14 protein-coding genes are annotated in these 14,913 nt (G+C 72.2%); 8 read left to right on the top strand and 6 right to left on the bottom strand.

Going from position 1 to position 14,913, the window contains the following annotated elements; genetic code table 11:
• Positions 1 to 63 precede the first annotated feature (63 nt).
• Complete coding sequence (locus ACIBK1_RS29760; protein WP_051761617.1) at positions 64 to 339, top strand: exodeoxyribonuclease VII small subunit; 276 nt, start codon at positions 64 to 66, stop codon at positions 337 to 339.
• 11 nt (positions 340 to 350) lie between these two features.
• Here ACIBK1_RS29760 and ACIBK1_RS29755 read toward each other — a convergent pair whose 3' ends face one another.
• Positions 351 to 1,514, bottom strand: a complete 1,164-nt coding sequence (locus tag ACIBK1_RS29755) for an FAD-dependent oxidoreductase (RefSeq protein WP_030507524.1) — start codon at positions 1,512 to 1,514, stop codon at positions 351 to 353.
• A 58-nt stretch (positions 1,515 to 1,572) separates the two neighbouring features.
• Here ACIBK1_RS29755 and ACIBK1_RS29750 point away from each other — a divergent pair, with 58 nt between their 5' ends.
• Positions 1,573 to 2,139 (top strand): TetR/AcrR family transcriptional regulator, encoded by a 567-nt coding sequence (locus tag ACIBK1_RS29750; protein WP_396739008.1) that lies wholly within the window; start codon positions 1,573 to 1,575, stop codon positions 2,137 to 2,139.
• A gap of 59 nt (positions 2,140 to 2,198) precedes the next feature.
• Here the strand turns inward: ACIBK1_RS29750 and ACIBK1_RS29745 are convergent, their stop codons facing one another.
• The gene (locus ACIBK1_RS29745; protein WP_030507526.1) at positions 2,199 to 2,588 is read right to left on the bottom strand and encodes a RidA family protein; all 390 of its coding nucleotides are present in this window, start codon (positions 2,586 to 2,588) and stop codon (positions 2,199 to 2,201) included.
• Positions 2,589 to 2,661: 73 nt separating this feature from the next.
• Between ACIBK1_RS29745 and ACIBK1_RS29740 the strand changes: the two genes are divergently transcribed.
• Positions 2,662 to 3,603: a LysR family transcriptional regulator gene (locus ACIBK1_RS29740; protein ID WP_396739006.1), complete on the top strand. Its 942-nt coding sequence runs from the start codon at positions 2,662 to 2,664 to the stop codon at positions 3,601 to 3,603.
• Here ACIBK1_RS29740 and ACIBK1_RS29735 read toward each other — a convergent pair.
• Together ACIBK1_RS29735 and ACIBK1_RS29730 are read right to left on the bottom strand one after the other, a co-directional pair.
• Positions 3,592 to 4,140 (bottom strand): DUF4245 domain-containing protein, encoded by a 549-nt coding sequence (locus tag ACIBK1_RS29735; protein ID WP_396739004.1) that lies wholly within the window; start codon positions 4,138 to 4,140, stop codon positions 3,592 to 3,594. The genes ACIBK1_RS29740 and ACIBK1_RS29735 overlap by 12 nt on opposite strands.
• A gap of 46 nt (positions 4,141 to 4,186) precedes the next feature.
• Positions 4,187 to 4,780 (bottom strand): TetR/AcrR family transcriptional regulator, encoded by a 594-nt coding sequence (locus ACIBK1_RS29730; RefSeq protein ID WP_030507529.1) that lies wholly within the window; start codon positions 4,778 to 4,780, stop codon positions 4,187 to 4,189.
• 146 nt (positions 4,781 to 4,926) lie between these two features.
• On the opposite strand from ACIBK1_RS29730, the gene glpX reads away from it, so the two are divergent.
• Positions 4,927 to 5,955: a class II fructose-bisphosphatase gene (glpX, locus tag ACIBK1_RS29725; protein WP_030507530.1), complete on the top strand. Its 1,029-nt coding sequence runs from the start codon at positions 4,927 to 4,929 to the stop codon at positions 5,953 to 5,955.
• Positions 5,956 to 5,962: 7 nt separating this feature from the next.
• Here glpX and ACIBK1_RS29720 read toward each other — a convergent pair whose 3' ends face one another.
• The gene (locus tag ACIBK1_RS29720; RefSeq protein ID WP_231513845.1) at positions 5,963 to 6,610 is read right to left on the bottom strand and encodes a DUF1707 SHOCT-like domain-containing protein; all 648 of its coding nucleotides are present in this window, start codon (positions 6,608 to 6,610) and stop codon (positions 5,963 to 5,965) included.
• Positions 6,611 to 6,718: 108 nt separating this feature from the next.
• On the opposite strand from ACIBK1_RS29720, the gene ACIBK1_RS29715 reads away from it, so the two are divergent.
• Both ACIBK1_RS29715 and ACIBK1_RS29710 read left to right on the top strand, forming a co-directional pair.
• Positions 6,719 to 9,097: an ATP-binding protein gene (locus tag ACIBK1_RS29715; RefSeq protein ID WP_036406062.1), complete on the top strand. Its 2,379-nt coding sequence runs from the start codon at positions 6,719 to 6,721 to the stop codon at positions 9,095 to 9,097.
• Positions 9,098 to 9,180: 83 nt separating this feature from the next.
• Positions 9,181 to 10,422: an MFS transporter gene (locus ACIBK1_RS29710; RefSeq protein ID WP_030507533.1), complete on the top strand. Its 1,242-nt coding sequence runs from the start codon at positions 9,181 to 9,183 to the stop codon at positions 10,420 to 10,422.
• Here ACIBK1_RS29710 and pdxR read toward each other — a convergent pair.
• Positions 10,412 to 11,827, bottom strand: coding sequence for a MocR-like pyridoxine biosynthesis transcription factor PdxR (pdxR, locus tag ACIBK1_RS29705; RefSeq protein ID WP_396739002.1), 1,416 nt, complete (start codon positions 11,825 to 11,827; stop codon positions 10,412 to 10,414). The genes ACIBK1_RS29710 and pdxR overlap by 11 nt on opposite strands.
• A 66-nt stretch (positions 11,828 to 11,893) precedes the next feature.
• On the opposite strand from pdxR, the gene ACIBK1_RS29700 reads away from it, so the two are divergent.
• Entirely contained in the window at positions 11,894 to 12,880 is a 987-nt protein-coding gene (locus tag ACIBK1_RS29700) for a DMT family transporter (protein WP_396739000.1), read from the top strand.
• 298 nt (positions 12,881 to 13,178) lie between these two features.
• Positions 13,179 to 14,831 carry a fumarate hydratase gene (locus ACIBK1_RS29695; protein WP_030507536.1) on the top strand — a complete coding sequence of 551 codons (1,653 nt, stop codon included), beginning with the start codon at positions 13,179 to 13,181 and terminating at the stop codon, positions 14,829 to 14,831.
• Positions 14,832 to 14,913 lie beyond the last annotated feature (82 nt).

Here is a 14,913-nt window from a genome sequence, read left to right as displayed (position 1 = left end):
TGCCCAAAGCGGACAGAGTTAAGAGGCCTCGGAGTGTCGGTCCCGGCCTCTAAGGTGGGGGACGTGGCTGAGGACAAGCAGACCCCGTCGGAGAAGCGGACCCCGTCGGAGAAGCAGACCCCGTCGTACGAGCAGGCCCGCGAGGAGCTGACCGAGGTGGTGCGCCGCCTGGAGACCGGCGGGCTCACTCTGGAGCAGTCGATAGAGCTGTGGGAGCGGGGAGAGCGGCTGGCGGCCATCTGCGAGGAGTGGCTGCAGGGCGCCCGTGCCAAGCTGGCCGCCGCGATGGCCCAGCGCCAGGAGCCCCAGCCGAACGGCCCCGAGGAGGCTCCCTTCTGACCCCGGGCGGGCTAGGCGTGCCAGAGGGCGGCGAGCTGCCGGGTGGCCAGCCGGGACGGCACAGCGCGCAGCAACGTGTCGCGTAGCCACGCGGCCACGCCGGTCTGGGAGGTCAGCCGCGACTGCCGGGCCGCCGCCACCATCATGCGATTGGCTCTGGGCCTGCGCTCGGCGTCGTAGCGCAGGAGCCGCCGGGCGACGTCGGCCGGCTCCGCGCCGGCCAGATGGCGGGTCAGCGCGGCGGCGTCTTCGAACGCCTGGCTGGCGCCCTGGCCGAGGTCGGGTGACATGGCGTGCGCGGCATCGCCGAGGAGCGCGATCCTGCCGGTCACGAACGAGGGCAGGGGTTCGGCCAGGCGGGCGATCGGGTCGACGTAGATGCCGGCGGGCGGGGTCGCCTCGATCAGCGCCGCGACGAGAGGGTGCCAGTCGGCCATCAGGGACAGCATCTGCCGGCGCGCCTCGTACGCACCCGGCGGCGGGCCGTGCAGGGCGGAGTCGGTGAACCAGTACAGGTGGTCCTCGCCGACGGGGAAAAGGCCGAACATCGCCCCGCTGCGCCGGTCGACCAACTGGCTGACGAGCAGGTCCGGTGCCATGCAGGGAGGGCGGGGCAGCATGCCGCGCAGGTCCAATCGACCGGTCCGCCGCAGCCCGGGGTGACCGGGGAAGAGCTGTGCACGCAGCGTGCTGCCGATGCCGTCGGCCGCGATCACCGCGTCCGCCCTGGCGACGGGACCGCCTTCGCTGATCACGGTCACTCCGGTGGAGTCGGACTCCAGGCGCTTGACGGGGGTGGTGGTCCGCACCAGCTCGGACGGCAGCGGGGCGCGGAGCGATCGGTGCAGTTTCGCTCGCTCGATCATGACGGGCGCCCCGATCTCCCGTCTCGCTCCACCCTCCTGCTGCGCCCTGACCAGGTCGGTGACCAGCAGCGGCCGTCCGCGCCAGTCCCGCAGTCCTCCGCGGGCCGCATGGATGACGTGCCCGCGAACGTCCTCGGCCAGCCCCAGGGTGTCCAGCGCGCGAAGCCCGTTGGGCATGACCACGATCCCGGTGCCCGCTTCCCGCAGCTCGGCAGCCCGCTCGAGGAGTGTCACCTCATGGCCTGTGCGATGCAGCCCGACCGCGGCCGCCACTCCTCCGAGCCCGGCGCCGACCACCACGATCCTCATGAGACCTCCCGCTCATTCACTACGATCGTACTAGTACGGCTATTGGTACCATCTGCCCATGCCGCCCACTAATCCGGCCCGTCGGCGCGCCCTGACCGATGCCGCCATCGACCTGCTGGCGTCGTCGGGCGTGCACGGCCTGACCCACAGAGCGGTGGAGAAGGCGGCGGATCTACCGCCGGGAACGGCTTCCAACTACTTCCGCACACGGGAAGCGCTGCTGGTGGCCACCGCGGAGCGCATCATCGAGTTGCATCACGCGGACACCGACCAGGCCGTCAAGCGGCCCGCCACGCCGGTCGACCTGTTGACGGAATCGTTGCTCATGGCGGCGACCACGCTGCGCACCCGCTATCTGGCGATCTTCGAACTGCAACTGGAGGCCGCGCGCCGGCCGGTGCTCGCGGCGGCTCTCGCGTGCCTGCAGGACAAGGCGTCGCTGGTCACCGCCGGGCACCACGACGAACTCGGCCTCGACATCCCACGCGAGAAGATCCCCGCCATGATCGCGCTCTACGGGGGTGCGCTGTTCACCCTGGTCAGCACACCCCCGGAGCACGTCAGCAGGGACGTCGTCCGGAACCTGGTCGAGGTGATCGTGTACGGGTGCGATCCACCGGCGTGAGCGTACGTCCGGCGTGACGGCACGGGCCGTCAGACCCCGGGCCGTCAGATCCCGGGCCGTCAGATCCCGGGCCGCCGCGCGTCGACCTCGATTTCGATCTTCATCCGGGGGTCGGCCAGACCGCACTGCATCATCGTGGCGGCCGGCCGCACGTCGCCGAAGTGGCGGCGCAGGACGGGCCAGCACGGCTCGAAGTCGGCCTGGTCGGGCAGCAGGTAGCGCACCCGCACCACGTCGGCGAGGCCGCACCCCGCCTCGGCCAGCGCGGCCTCGATGGTGCGCAGGCACTGTTCGGCCTGCTCCACGACGTCCTCGGAGATCGTCATGGTGGTGTAGTCGAAACCGGTCGTCCCGGAAACGTGCACCCGGTCGCCGTCCACCACGGCCCGGGCATAGCCGATCTGCTCCTCGAACGTCGAACCGCCGAGGATCGCGCGTCGCTCCGTCATGCGCGGAACGCTAGGCCGACGCCCGGCCATACGTCTAATACATCCTTGGACATGGGCTGATATCTCTAGGCGTATGGTGCGCCCCGAACTCCCCCTGGCCCAGTTGCACGCCTTCGTCGTGCTCGCCGAGGAACTGCACTTCGGCCACGCCGCGGCCCGCCTGGGCATCGCCCAGCCGCCGCTCAGCCAGCAGATCCGCCGCCTGGAGGACAAGGTGGGCCACGCGCTGTTCACCCGCGAACCCGGACGCGTCGCGCTGACCGCGGCGGGCCGCGAACTGCTGCCCGCCGCCCGGCGCGCCCTCACCGATCTCGCCGACGGGCTGGCCGCCGCCCGGGCCGTCGGCAGCGGCCGGGCCGGGCGCCTGCGGATCGGCTTCGCCGCCTCCCTCGCCCTGACGGTCCTGCCCGGTCTGCTGCGCGCGTTCCGGGAGCGTCTCCCCGACGTCCGTCTGGACATCCGCGAGATGACCACCGCGCCGCAGATCGCCGCCCTGCGCGACAAGACCATCGACGTCGGCCTGTTGCGCGAACCCCCTGCGGGCGACACGGCCGGCGACACTGGCAGCGACACTGCCGACGGGGCGGAACTGTGCTTCAGGACGGTGCTCACGGAGCCCTTCGTGGCGGTGCTGCCGTCCGCCCATCCGCTGGCCGCCCTGCGGACCGTACGGCTCGCGCGGCTGGCGGACGAGCCCTTCGTGCTCCTGCCGCGCGCGGCCGGCCCGCGACTTCACGACCAGATCGTCGGCCTGTGCGAGGCGGCCGGTTTCACCCCCTGGATCGCGCAGCGGGCGGTGGAGTGGCAGACCGTGTGCGCCCTCGTGGAGACCGGCCTGGGCGTCTCCCTGGCCCCGGCGAGCATCCGGCGCATCAGGCTCAAGGGCGTCGCCTTCCGCACCGTCGAGCCCAACGCGCGCACCCGGGTCGCCGTCGGCTGGCGTAAGGACGACCGGAGCCCCCTGGTCGCGCAGTTGCTGGCGACCGTCAGCGGGGACCCGGGCTCAGCTCGATGACGGCACGGGAGAGGGTTTGGGCTGCGGCGCGAGGGTCCGGGCGAGGGCGGTCAGCTCGTCCCAGTCGGCCGTCCCGGTGACGACCACCGCGTGATCGGGGAAGACCCGGACCAGCGTCCGCTGGTTCTTGTCCTGACGGAACCGCTCTTCCCACGTCACGCCGTCGATCTGCCGGCTCCCGCCGGGCTTGTCGGTGTTGGCCATGCGGTTGACGAAGTCCGCGGACGGCCTCTCGTCGCTCTGGGCGAGCATGGCGTGCTGCCGCTTGGCCGTCGCGAACCCCAGCCGCCACGTCACGGCGCCGTTCTTCTGGGTCAGCGACGTGCTGTTGGGCACCCAATTGGCCGGCACCCGGTCCGGGGCGACGACCTCGTACGGCGCCGTACGCGCCGCGTTGACCCGGTCGATCGAGAAGTCCACCCGCGGGATGTGCTCGGTGCGGCTCTGCGGCGTGACGAGCAGGAACACTCCGACCGCGGCGAGGCAGACGAAGAGCGCGAACGCGTAGCCGTAGAAACCCTGGGTGAATCGTCCCACGTAAGGCGAGACTAGTCGGTGGAGTGGGCGGTGCCCGTATCGGCCGTCAGGCGTGCCGAATATCGCCGATGATGCGAAGAGCGTCCTCGGTCATCCTCCGGGCCTGTTCCGGGTCGTCGGACAGCGTGACCTCCTGCACGACGGCCGCCAGTGCGCCGGTGACGACGACGACCAGGGCGTCCTCGTGCTCGAACAGCGCCGCGGTGCGCCTGGCCCACTGCCGGAGACGGTCGCGCATGATGACCTCGAACCCGGGCGGGGCGTCGCCGCGGAGGAAGAGCGCGGCGAGATCGCGCTCGGCGAGGCAGCCCTCCAGGTAGGCCCGGGCGGCGGCGAGGAACTGGGGCATGGGGTCGGTCTCCCCGGCCGCCCGGGCCTCCTGCACGGCCTGCCGGGTGCGCTGGGTCTGCCGCTTCTGGAACTCCTCGAACAGCGTCAGGTAGAGATCGGCCTTGCCGGAGAAGTGGTGGTAGAGGCTGCCGACGCTGGCGCCGGCCCTGGCCACGACGTCGGTGACGCCCGCCTCGGCGAAGCCGCTCGTGATGAACGTCTGCTTCGCGGCGTCCAGGAGAGCCCCCCGGGTCGCCGCGCCGCGCTCCGACGTGCGCGTCGTCACTGGTCGTTCGGTGTCGCCGCTCATGCGGCGACGATATCCCCGACCCGTCCGTTCCGGGGGTCCGTGCCCTCAAATGGCCTCCCACCAGGCCCAACAGGTTCAGACCAATCGGACAAGAAGGGCCTCGCGAACTACGATCGCTAGAACGGCACCTACCTAAAAGGGGACCAATGGCTGATCACGTACCGGCCGCTCTCGCGACGGGGGAACGCGCACCCGACCGCAACCTGGCTCTGGAACTGGTCAGGGTGACCGAGGCCGCGTCCATGGCTGCCGCGCGCTGGGTGGGACGCGGCGACAAGAACGGGGCGGACGGCGCCGCGGTGAACGCCATGCGCCAACTGATCAACACGGTGTCGATGAAGGGCGTCGTGGTGATCGGGGAGGGTGAGAAGGACAACGCGCCGATGCTGTTCAACGGCGAGGAGGTCGGCGACGGCACCGGCCCCGGGTGCGACGTCGCCGTGGACCCGATCGACGGCACCCGGCTATGCGCGCTCGGCATGAACAACGCGATCTCCGTGATCGCGGTCAGCGAGCGCGGCTCGATGTACGACCCGTCGGCGGTCTTCTACATGGAGAAGCTCGTCACGGGCCCGCAGGCGGCCGAGCACGTCGACATCAACGCCCCGGTGGCCGACAACATCCGCGCCGTGGCCCGGGCCAAGGGCGCCAAGCCGTCCGACGTCACCGTGGTGATCCTCGATCGGCCCCGGCACGAGCGGATCGTGAAGGAGATCCGGGAGACCGGCGCCCGGATCCGCTTCATCACCGACGGCGACGTGGCCGGCGCGATCATGGCGGCGCGCAACGGCACCGGTGTCGATCTGATGCTCGGCATCGGCGGCACGCCCGAGGGCATCGTCGCCGCCTGCGCGCTGAAGTGCATGGGCGGCGTCATCCAGGGCAAGCTGTGGCCGCGCGACGAGGAGGAGCGTCTCAAGGCCCTCGACGCCGGGCTCGACCTCGACCAGGTGCTCACCACCGACGACCTCGTACGCTCCGACGACGTGTTCTTCGCCGCGACCGGCATCACCGACGGCGAGCTGATGCACGGCGTGCGGTTCCAGGGCGGCGCGGCGGTGACGCACTCCCTCGTCATGCGGGGACGGTCGGGCACGATCCGCAAGATCGAGAGCGAGCACCAGCTCTGGAAGCTCGGCGCCTACAGCGCCATCAACTTCGACACGGCCGTCTAGCGGCGGCCTACCGGCCGAACAGGCGGCGACGGGGGCGTTTCGGCGAGCGGGCGACGACCTTGCCGCCGAAGACGAACCCGGCGAGCTCGATCACGGGCGCGTCCGGCGCGAAGCCGGTCGCGCCCGGCGGGAGCCGCACCTCGTTCCTGAGCGACCGGACGCGGGCGTCCGGGGCGGTCACGATCCGCACGCCCTCGGGGACCGTCAGGTTGACCGTGCCGGCCATGACGGCGAGCTGCACCACCACGTGCCGCGACTGGAGCAGCGCCTCGCACAGGTCCATCGTGACCGTGCCGCCCAGCGACGTCACCGGCACCTGGGAGGGCACGACCCACCGGCCGCCGCGGGTCTCCGTACGGAAGAACGCGGTGACCGGACGGCTGTCCATCCGGAACGGCTGGCTCTCGGGCGGCAGCAGGTCCACGGTCAGCTCGGCCAGCTCTCCGAGGGTCCGCGCGGCCCAGACACGCTCCACCCTTTCCTCGTGCTCCAGCGGCGTGAGCCGCCCGTCGGTGACGGCGTCGGAGAGCACCTCGACGATCCGCTCCCGATCGGCGTCGGAGGCCCGCAGCAGGGAGGGGTCGGGCGTATCCGGAGTGCGCGGCGAGAGGAAGGCGGAGATCCACTTTGCGGCTGAGGACTCGCTGCTGCTCACACCATCGAGAGTAAGCGGTCCACGAACGATGGTCACCATGCGACGCGGCGCCCGGCGTCGCCCCCCCCGCCATTGACCGGGGACTTCGTGGCCGCTTAGCGTGAGGAGGTGGTCGCGGGGGCGGTGACACGGCAGGTCGGCAACCTTCCGGCCGACCTGACGAGTTTCGTCGGCCGCAGGCGTGAGCTGGCCGAGATCAGGCGGCTGCTTTCCGCGTCGCGCCTGGTGACCCTCACCGGAGTGGGCGGCGTGGGCAAGACCCGGCTGGCCCTGCGGGCGGCCGCCGAGCAGCGCCGCGCGTTCGACAGCGTCTGGCTGGTGGACCTCAGCACCGTCACCGATCCCGCGCTCGTGGCGGAGACGGTGGCGGCGACCATGGGCGTGCGGGACGAGGCGGCGGACTGCCCTGTGGACGCGCTGGAGCAGGTGCTCTCCTCGCAGCGGACCCTGCTCGTGCTGGACAACTGCGAACACCTGCGTGACGCCTGCGCCGTGCTCGCCGACCGGCTCCTGCGGGCGGCCCCCGAGCTGCGCATCCTCGCGACGAGCAGGCAGTCGCTCGGCATCACCGGCGAGCACCAGATGAAGATCTCGCCGCTGCCCGTCCCCGAGCCGGACCGGCCGCTCAGCCGCAGGTCACTGGAGTTGTACGACGGGATCAGCCTGCTGACGGAACGGGCGGCGGCGGTCCTGCCCGGCTTCACCGTCACCGAGGACAACCAGGCGGCCGTCGCCGAGCTGTGCCGCCAGCTCGACGGCATCCCCCTGGCCATCGAGCTCGCCGCGGTGCGGCTGCGGGCCCTGTCGGTGAGCGCGCTGGTGGAGCGCCTGCGCGACCGCTATCGCCTGCTCACCGGAGGCAGCAGTGCGGCCGTGCCACGTCAGCAGACCCTGCACGCGCTGGTCGACTGGAGCTTCCAGCTGCTGCCCGCGGCGGAGCGGACGCTGTGGACCCGGCTGTCGATCTTCCCCTCCCACTTCGACCTGGACGCCGTCGAGGCGGTGTGCACCGGCGACGGCATCGAACGGGACGACGTGCTCGACCTGCTCGACGCGCTGCTGGACAAGTCGCTGCTCCTGCGCGAGGAGCACGGAGGTGCGGTCCGCTACCGCATGCTCGACACCCTGCGCGAGTTCGGCCGCAAGCGGCTCAGCGGGCCCGCGGAGCGCCGGTCGCTCCAGCGGCGGCACCGGGATCACTATTTCCTGCTGGCGCGGCAGGCGGACGCCGAGTGGTTCGGCCCCGACCAGTTCTCCTGGCTCAGACGGCTGAACCTGGAGCAGGCGAACCTGCGTGCGGCGATGGACTTCTGCCTGCAGGAGCCCTGCGAGGCGGAAACCGGACTGCGGATGGCCCTTCACCTGACCGACCCCTGCTGGCTGGCCAACGCCTACTACAACGAGGGCCGCCACTGGCTGGACCGCATGCTGTGGGCGGCGCCCGAGCCCACCGTCCCGCGGGCGCTGGCGCTGTGCGCCGACGCGGAACTGGTGCTCATCCAGGGTGACACCGACAGGGGCCGGCGGCTGCTGGCGGAGAGCCGGGCGCTCGCCGAGCGGCTGGGCGACCCGGAAGCGCTCGCGCAGACGTCCCTGATGGCCGGAATGGCGGAGCACTACTCGGGCGACTACGCGAAGGCGAACCCGCTGCTGGAGCGGGCGGTCGAGGAGGAGGAGGCCGTCGGCAACCTGACCGGCCTGCTGACCGCCCTCATCACGCTCGCGGCCGGTGTCGGCTACCTCGGCGACCGGGCCCGCGCCACGGGGCTGTTCGAGCGCGCTCTCGCGCTGGCCGAGGCCCACGGCGAGTGCTCCGGCCGGGCCTGGGTATACGCGATCTTCGCCATCCACCTGTGGCAGGGCGGGGAGAACGCCCGAGCGCTGGCGATGGCACGCGAGTCCCTCCTGCTCGCCCGCGACCTGGGCGACCGGCTGAACATCGCGATGAACCTGGAGGTCATCGCCTGGGTGCAGGCCAGCGAAGGCCGCCACGCCTGCGCCGCCCGGCTGCTCGCGGCCTCGGAGGAGATCGGCTGTTCCGTGGGCATGGCGCCGCGCCGCGACAAGCGGTTCGCCGAGTTCCACGAGCGGTGCCTCACCGATCTCCGTACGAGTCTGGGCGACCGGGCCCTGAGCCGCGAGACCCGCAGGGGGAACCGGCTGACGATGTCCGAGGCGATCGAGGAGGCGATCGGCGACCGGGCCGAGCGCGGGCTCGCGCGCGCGGGCGAGACGGTCGCGGAGGCCGAGCCCGCGCCGCCGGAACGCCCCCCGGCGGCCGAGCCGTCCCCGCTCACCCGGCGTGAGCAGGAGATCGCCGAGCTGATCGCGCAGGGACGGAGCAACAAGGAGATCGCCTCCGCCCTCGTCATCTCGCAGCGGACCGTGGAGGGCCACGTCGAGCGCATCCTGGACAAGCTCGGCTTCGCGTCCCGGGCCCAGATCGCCGCCTGGATGGCCGCGCGCGGGGCGGGCGGCCGGTCCTGACCGGCGGACCCCATTGACCGGGCGGGTGACGGCTCCTACGCTGGCGAAAACTTGAACCCCCCTCATGTTCGTGGAGGCCCACGATGCCAGTAGAGGACACGGCGTCGGCGCGGGACACGGCGCCCGCTTCTCGCGACCGGCAGGCGCGGCTCGCCACGTTCGCGGTGTTCTTCGTCCAGGGCCTCACCTTCGCCACACTGCTCACCCAGGTGGCGGCGCTGCAGCGCAAGCACGGCCTGACCGACGGCGAGCTGACCGTCCTGCTCCTCGTCGTCCCGGTCATCGCGGGGGCCGGCAGCGCGCTCGCCGGCGTCGCCGCGTCCCGATGGGGCAGCCGCCTGGTCCTGCGCCTGGTGCAGCCGCTCGCCTGCGCCGCCGTCGTGCTCGCGGGCCTCGCCTCCAACGTCCCCATGCTGGTGGCCGCCAACGTCCTGTTCGGCCTCGGCCTGGGCGGGGTGGACGCGGGCATGAACATGCAGGGCGTCGCGGTCGAACGCGAGTACGGACGCGCGGTGCTCACCGGGTTCCACGCGCTGTGGAGCGTGGCGGCGGTCATCGGGTCGGTGTGGGCCTCCGCGGCGGCCACCCTCGGCCTCGGCCTGCCCGTCACGTTCGCGATCGCCCTCGTCCCGGCCGCCGCGGTCGCCGTCCTCGCCTCGATCTGGCTCTACCGGCCGGAGGAGGAGCACCGCGCGGCCGCGGTCCGCGACGAGGCCGCGGGCGCGGCCAGGCCGGCCGGGGTCGCATGGCGCCCGATCATCCCTCTCTGCCTCGCGATGGCGTTCCTCTACGTCGGCGACTCGTCGGTCTCCAACTTCGGCACCGTCTTCATGGACAAGGTCCTGCACGCGTCGGCGACCGTGATCCCGCTCGCCCTGGGGGCCTACCAGCTCACGACGTTCCTGGTGCGGGTCGGCGGCGACTTCGCGGTGCGCCGGTGGGGCCCGGCGGCCATCGTGCGCGCCGGGGGCGCCGTCGCGACGCTGGGCTTCGTCGCGATCGTGGCGGCGCCGACGGTGCCGCTGGCGATCGCGGGCTTCGCCCTCACCGGCATCGGCCTGTCCGTCGTCGCCCCGCAGTCGTTCTCCGCGGCCGGCCGCCTCGACCCCGCGGGCACGGGCGTGGCGATCGCCCGCGTCAACATGTTCAACTACGTGGGGTTCATCGTCGGAGCCGCGCTCGTCGGCGGCCTCGCCGACGCCTCCGGCTTCCGCGTCGCCTTCGCCGCACCGCTCGTCCTCGCCGCCGCGATCATCCTGCTCGCACGCGGCTTCCAGCCGCGCAGGGCCGAGCCGGCCACCGCGACCACCGTCGTCACCCCCTGACCTCCCCTCCGGCGTTCCCCGCCAGGGCGCGTACGGCCTCGGCGACGCGGTGGGCGGGCAGGCGGGCGAAGCCGAGCACCAGCCCCGGCGATCCGTGCGCCGACGTCACGACCTCCGCGGACAGGCCCGCGGCGCGGGCGGCCTCGGCCAGGCCGGACGGGTCGCCCCCGTCCTCCGCGTCCGCTGCGTCCGCTGCGTTCACCTCGGCGTACAGGTGCAGCCCGGCCGAGATGCCGCGCACCGTCAACCAGGGCAGGTGCTCGGCCAGGGCGTCGGCGAGGGCGTCCCTGCGCCGCCGGTACTCCCGCCGCATCCGGCGCAGGTGCCGGTCGTACGTCCCGCTCTCGATGAGGTGGGCGAGCACGTACTGGTCGATGACCGGCGAGCCGAGGTCGAGCTCGCCGCGCGCGAGCCGTACGGCGCGGGCGACGCGCGGGGGCGCCGCGATCCAGCCGAGCCGCAGCCCCGGGGCGAGCGCCTTGCTCACGCTGCCGGCGAGCACGACCCGGTCGGGCGCGAGGCCCTGCAGGCACCCGACGGGGTCGCGGTCGAAGCGGAACTCCGCGTCGTAGTCGTCCTCAAGCACGAGGGCGCCCGTGCGGGCCGCCCAGTCGACCAGCGCGGCGCGGCGGGCCGGGGACAGGACGACGCCGGTCGGGTACTGGTGCGCGGGAGTGACCACCACGGCGTCGGCGTCGCCCGGCAGGGCCCCGACGACGATCCCCTCTCCGTCGACGGGCACGGGGACGACGTCCGCCCCGGCCCGCCGGAGCAGCGGGAGCTGACGCGCGCTCGTCGGGTCCTCGACGGCGAGGACGATGCCGCGGCCCCGGTCCCGCACCAGGGCCTGGACGACGAGGCTGAGCCCCTGGGCCACCCCGGTCACGACCACGACGTCGTCCGGTGACGCGTCGGCCGCGCGCACCCGGCCGAGGTACGCGGCGAGCTCGCGGCGCAGGGCCGGCACACCGCCGGGGTCGCCGTAGTCGAGCCCGGCGTTGGGCAGCGTGGCCAGGACGTGGCGGACGGCGGCGAGCCACGCCTGCCGGGGAAACAGGCCGAGATCCGGGGACGTGGGCCGATGGCCGTAGTGGGGCCAGCAGCCGTCCCGCCGGTCCTCGGGACGCTCAGGGGCGGCCTGGCGCCCGGCCCCTGCCGCGACCCTTGCCGCGACCCTCGTGCCCGCGCCCGTCCTGGATTCGAGAAATCCCTCGGCCGCCAGCTGCTCGTACGCCTCGACCACGACGCCCCGCGAGAGGCCGAGATCGCGGGCGAGGTCGCGGGTCGCGGGAAGGCGGGCGCCGGGGACGAGCCGCCCGGAACGGACGGCCTCCCGCAACTCGCGGGCGATCTGCCCGGCGAGCCCGCCGGCGGTCCTGTCGACCACGAGATGGAGATCGGCCATTGGCCCACTCTAAACGCGTGTGATTGGACCATGAGCGAGGGCCAAGCCGTCCCTAGCATCCCTGACATGAACACTCATGTGGCCGGAGCGGCGGGTGCGATGTTCCTCGTGGGGACGTTGGCGGCGGTCTCCGGCGTCATCGCGGACTACCCGGTCTACGGGGGGCAGGCGCTCCGCTACGCCCTCGCCACCGTGATCCTGCTCGCCGTCGCCCGGGCGCGCGGACTCGGCCTCGTGCGGCTCCGGCAGCGCGAGTGGGCGCTGCTCGCCGCGCTGTCGCTGACGGGGCTCGTGCTGTTCAACGTCTGCGTGGTCGAGGCGACCCGCGCGGCCGGGCCCGCGCTGCCCGGCATCGTCCTCGGCACCGTGCCGCTGGCGCTCGCCCTCGTGGGACCGATCTTCACCGGCACCCGGCCCTCCCCGCGCGTCGTGGCCGCGGGTCTGGTGGTGGCCGCCGGAGCCTCCCTGGCGACCGGCGCCGGCAGCGGCAACCTGCCCGGGCTGTTGTGGTCCCTGGGCGCCCTGGTCTGCGAGCTCTGCTTCTCGCTGCTGGCCCTGCCGCTGCTGCCGCTGATCGGCCCCCTCAGGCTCTCCGCCTGGACGGCCGCGCTGGCGGTGCCGTTCCTGCTGGTCGCCGGCCTCGCCCTGGACGGCCGTCACGTGCTGCGCGCCCCGACCGCCGCGGAGGCGGGCGGTCTCGTCTACCTCGCCCTGGTGGTGACGACCGTGGCGTTCTTCCTGTGGTACCGGTCGCTGCCCCGCCTGGGCGCGGACCGGGCCGGGCTGTTCGCCGGGATGATCCCTGTCGGCGCGCTCGCCACGGCCGCCCTTCTGGGGATCGCCGTCCCCTCCGCGGCCGACCTGGCGGGAGCCGCCCTCGTGATCAGCGGGATCGCCCTCGGGCTCCGCTCGCCCTCGCCTCGTCGGCCCGCCCGTCGGCCCGCCCGTCAGCCCGCCCGTCGGCCCGCTCTTCGGCCCGCTCTTCGGCCCGCCCGGCCGGCGGCGGCTCCTCGCGCGGCGTCACTCGCCTCCCGGGAGGGGACCACCAGGTGATCTCGCCGTCCCTGACCTGCCGCAGCACGAGCGTGAGCAGCGACACCGCCAGGGCCACGAGAATGCCGATCGCGAAGATGACCATGACCCACACTTCGGCGCTCATGACCCCTCCCTTCTCTGTCCTCTGTCTCAATTATCCCGCTTTGTGGTCAGATAGTCAGTATGAAGTTATTCAAAAGCTACGCATAGCCCGGACATGATGACCGCCGCCCGTGCGCCGTACGCTGTGCAAAGACCATGGGCGGTCCGCAGGGCGGGCGCGCCCGACCGGGCAGACCACGAGGAACCGAGGACGATGCCGGAGTTCGACTACACCGACCTGCTCCCGCTTGGACCGGACGAGACGGAGTACCGCCTGATCACCAGCGAGGGGGTGCGGGTCACCGAGGCCGCCGGGCGCAGGTTCCTGGAGGTCGAGCCGGAGGCCCTGCGGCTGCTCACCGAGACCGCGATCCACGACATCTCGCACTACCTGCGGGCATCCCACCTGGCCCAGCTCCGCAAGATCGTCGATGACCCCGAGTCGAGCGGCAACGACCGTTTCGTCGCCCTCGACCTGCTCAAGAACGCGAGCATCTCGGCCGGCGGCGTGCTGCCGATGTGCCAGGACACCGGCACCGCGATCGTCATGGGCAAGCGCGGCCGGCACGTGCTGACCGACGGCCGCGACGCCGAGCACCTCAGCCGGGGCGTCTACGACGCCTACACGAAGCTCAACCTGCGCTACTCGCAGATGGCGCCGCTGACGATGTGGGACGAGAAGAACACCGGCTCCAACCTGCCGGCCCAGATCGAGCTGTACGCCGAGGACCCGAACGGCCACCCGGACGAGTACAAGTTCCTGTTCATGGCCAAGGGCGGCGGCTCGGCCAACAAGTCATTCCTCTACCAGGAGACCAAGGCGGTGCTCAACGAGAAGCGCATGCTCGCCTTCCTGGAGGAGAAGATCCGCTCGCTCGGCACCGCCGCCTGCCCGCCGTACCACCTGGCGATCGTCGTGGGCGGCACCAGCGCGGAGTACGCCCTGAAGACCGCGAAGTACGCCTCGGCCCGCTACCTCGACTCCATCCCCACCGAGGGCTCGCCGAACGGGCACGGCTTCCGCGACCTGGAGATGGAGAAGAAGGTCTTCGAGCTGACCCAGAAGCTGGGCATCGGCGCGCAGTTCGGCGGCAAGTACTTCTGCCACGACGTACGCGTCATCCGGCTGCCCCGGCACGGCGCGTCCTGCCCGGTCGCCATCGCGGTGAGCTGCAGCGCCGACCGGCAGGCGCTCGCGAAGATCACGCCGGAGGGCGTCTTCCTCGAACAGTTGGAGACCGACCCCGCCCGTTTCCTGCCCGACACCACCGACGAGCACCTCGGCGGCGACGTCGTCAGCGTCGACCTCAACCGTCCTATGCCGGAGATCCTCGCCGAGCTGAGCAGGTATCCGGTGAAGACCCGGCTGTCGCTCACCGGCCCCCTCGTCGTGGCCCGCGACATCGCCCACGCGAAGATCGCCGAGCGGCTCGACGCCGGCGAGGACATGCCGCAGTACATGAAGGACCACGCCGTCTACTACGCCGGTCCGGCCAAGACCCCCGAGGGCTACGCGTCCGGCTCCTTCGGCCCCACCACCGCAGGGCGGATGGACTCGTACGTCGAGCGCTTCCAGGCGGCGGGCGGCTCGATGGTGATGCTGGCCAAGGGCAACCGGTCGAAGCAGGTCACCGAGGCGTGCCAGAAGTACGGCGGCTTCTACCTCGGCTCGATCGGCGGCCCGGCCGCCCGGCTGGCCCAGGACTGCATCAAAAAGGTCGAGGTCCTGGAATATCCGGAGCTGGGCATGGAAGCGGTCTGGAAGATCGAAGTCGTGGACTTCCCCGCCTTCATCGTCGTCGACGACAAGGGCGACGATTTCTTCGCCGACACGACCGGTCCCGTCCTTACCATCGGACGGCGCTGATCTGCGGGGAGGTTGTCAGGATCTTTGACAGAAGATCTCAACAATTTCCCGGCATGGTCTCTACAGGTCGCACTACACAAAT

It is taken from the genome of Microbispora rosea (assembly GCF_044460045.1).
Taxonomy (GTDB): Bacteria; Actinomycetota; Actinomycetes; order Streptosporangiales; family Streptosporangiaceae; genus Microbispora; species Microbispora rosea.
The sequence above is the reverse complement of the archived record's forward strand: the minus strand, read 5'-3'. Positions and strand labels throughout refer to the sequence as shown.

Bases quoted from the DNA above. Each gene is read 5' to 3' on its own strand.
- ACIBK1_RS29745 (WP_030507526.1), bottom strand. From the start codon at position 2,588: ATGACGGAGCGACGCGCGATCCTCGGCGGTTCGACGTTCGAGGAGCAG.
- ACIBK1_RS29755 (WP_030507524.1), bottom strand. From the start codon at position 1,514: ATGAGGATCGTGGTGGTCGGCGCCGGGCTCGGAGGAGTGGCGGCCGCG.
- glpX (WP_030507530.1), top strand. From the start codon at position 4,927: ATGGCTGATCACGTACCGGCCGCTCTCGCGACGGGGGAACGCGCACCC.
- pdxR (WP_396739002.1), bottom strand. From the start codon at position 11,827: ATGGCCGATCTCCATCTCGTGGTCGACAGGACCGCCGGCGGGCTCGCC.
- ACIBK1_RS29695 (WP_030507536.1), top strand. From the start codon at position 13,179: ATGCCGGAGTTCGACTACACCGACCTGCTCCCGCTTGGACCGGACGAG.
- ACIBK1_RS29730 (WP_030507529.1), bottom strand. From the start codon at position 4,780: ATGAGCGGCGACACCGAACGACCAGTGACGACGCGCACGTCGGAGCGC.
- ACIBK1_RS29700 (WP_396739000.1), top strand. From the start codon at position 11,894: ATGAACACTCATGTGGCCGGAGCGGCGGGTGCGATGTTCCTCGTGGGG.
- ACIBK1_RS29710 (WP_030507533.1), top strand. From the start codon at position 9,181: ATGCCAGTAGAGGACACGGCGTCGGCGCGGGACACGGCGCCCGCTTCT.
- ACIBK1_RS29750 (WP_396739008.1), top strand. From the start codon at position 1,573: ATGCCGCCCACTAATCCGGCCCGTCGGCGCGCCCTGACCGATGCCGCC.
- ACIBK1_RS29740 (WP_396739006.1), top strand. From the start codon at position 2,662: ATGGTGCGCCCCGAACTCCCCCTGGCCCAGTTGCACGCCTTCGTCGTG.